This is a genomic window from Rhizobacter sp. (assembly GCF_031412495.1).
Classification (GTDB): domain Bacteria; phylum Pseudomonadota; class Gammaproteobacteria; order Burkholderiales; family Burkholderiaceae_C; genus Schlegelella_A.
This window is the reverse complement of sequence record NZ_JANODC010000234.1, coordinates 1-1,745: the sequence shown is the minus strand read 5'-3', so window position 1 is coordinate 1,745 and position 1,745 is coordinate 1. Positions and strand designations below refer to the sequence as shown.

Below are 1,745 nucleotides of genomic sequence, written 5' to 3'. Positions count from 1 at the left end.
TGTCGAGCAGCGTGCGGGCGACACGGCCGTAGACGTCGAGGAGCGCCAGCGATTCGATCTGCCGGTCGGCGCTGCGCAGGCGCTGCACCAGGCCGCGCATGATCGCGTACGACAGGCTCGAGTTCTCCGGCAGGCAGCGCGCGAACTCGGCCCGGCCGAGGATCAGCATGTCCGTCTGCACCTCCGCGCGCACGGTCGCCGAGTGCGGCTCGTTGTCGATCAGGCTCATCTCGCCGACGTAGTCGCCCGACTGCAGGACGGCGAGGATGACCTCGCGGCCGCGCGAGTCGGCGGTCAGCACCCGGGCCCGGCCGGTGAGCAGGATGAAGAGCGCATTCGACTTCTTGCCATGCTCGACCACGATCTCGCCGCGCCTGAAGCGGCGCTTCACGACGCTGTCCGCGATGCCTTGCGCCTGGTCGTTGGTCAGCAGAGAGAACAGAGGAACGCGCCGGATCAGATCGAGATTCGAGAGCATCGCCATCGGATGAGCCTTTCGGATTGCTGCCTGCCCCTCGGTGAAAATGAGGCCCAGCGAAGTGCGGCTATTGTCACCATTAGAAGCGTTGCTGCGAGCCCGTTTCAACCCCATGTCAGACTTCTGACGCGAGAGCAACACACTGCCCGCCTCCCGCGGCCCGACCATGACCACCCTCCCACAGCACAGCGGCGTTCTCATCCTCGGCTCGGGGCCGGCAGGCTACACCGCGGCCATCTATGCGGCGCGCGCCAACCTGAAGCCGATGCTCGTGACCGGCATCGCACCGGGCGGCCAGCTCATGACGACGACGGATGTCGACAACTGGCCTGCCGACGTCGACGGCGTAATGGGCCCTGACCTCATGCAGCGCTTCCTCAAGCACGCCGAGCGCTTCGACACCCGGGTCGTCTTCGATCACATCAACGAAGTCGACCTGTCGAAGCGGCCGTTCACGCTGCGCGGCGACTCGGGCGAGTACACCTGCGACGCCATGGTGATCGCCACCGGGGCCTCGGCGAAGTACCTGGGGCTGCCCTCGGAGCAGGCCTTCATGGGCCGCGGCGTGAGCGGTTGCGCCACTTGCGACGGCTTCTTCTATCGGGGCCAGGACGTCTGCGTCGTCGGCGGCGGCAACACCGCGGTCGAGGAAGCGCTCTACCTGTCCAACATCGCCTCCAAGGTCCACCTGATCCATCGCCGCGACAAGTTCAGGGCCGAGGCGATCCTGGTCGACAAGCTGATGGCCAAGGTCGCCGCCGGCGCAATGCAGCTGCATCTGTGGTCGACGCTCGACGAGGTGCTCGGCAACGAGAGCGGCGTGAACGCCGTGCGCATTCGTAGCACGAAGGACGCCAGCACGTCGGAGCTGGCCGTCTCGGGCTGCTTCATCGCCATCGGCCACCAGCCGAACACCGACGTCTTCAAGGGCCAGCTGGAGATGCGCGACGGCTACATCCTGACGCGCAGCGGCCTCGACGGGCTGGCCACGATGACGAGCGTGCCAGGGGTGTTCGCCGCCGGGGACGTGCAGGACCACGTCTACCGGCAGGCGATCACCAGCGCCGGAACCGGCTGCATGGCGGCGCTGGACGCCCAGCGCTTCCTCGAGCAGGCCTGAGCTTCTGGCCTCGGGCGGGCCTCGCGGTTATACTTGCAGGCTTTGCCGCCCGGCGGGGGTTCCCCGCCGACAGGCTGCCGCACCGGCAGCCGCAGGCAGGCTCAACACAGTCACGGAGAAGCGTCATGGCACGCGTCTGTCAGGTCA

At 67.4% G+C, this 1,745-nt stretch carries 2 protein-coding genes; one reads left to right on the top strand and one right to left on the bottom strand.

What is annotated here, in order from left to right:
• Nucleotides 1-484 (bottom strand): Crp/Fnr family transcriptional regulator (locus tag AC30N0_RS08960; protein ID WP_489517578.1); only part of this gene is annotated, 484 nt, incomplete at its 3' end.
• A 160-nt stretch (nucleotides 485-644) separates the two neighbouring features.
• Here AC30N0_RS08960 and trxB point away from each other — a divergent pair.
• Nucleotides 645-1,598, top strand: a complete 954-nt coding sequence (gene trxB / locus AC30N0_RS08955; protein ID WP_489517577.1) for a thioredoxin-disulfide reductase — start codon at nucleotides 645-647, stop codon at nucleotides 1,596-1,598.
• The last annotated feature ends 147 nt before the right edge of the window (nucleotides 1,599-1,745 follow it).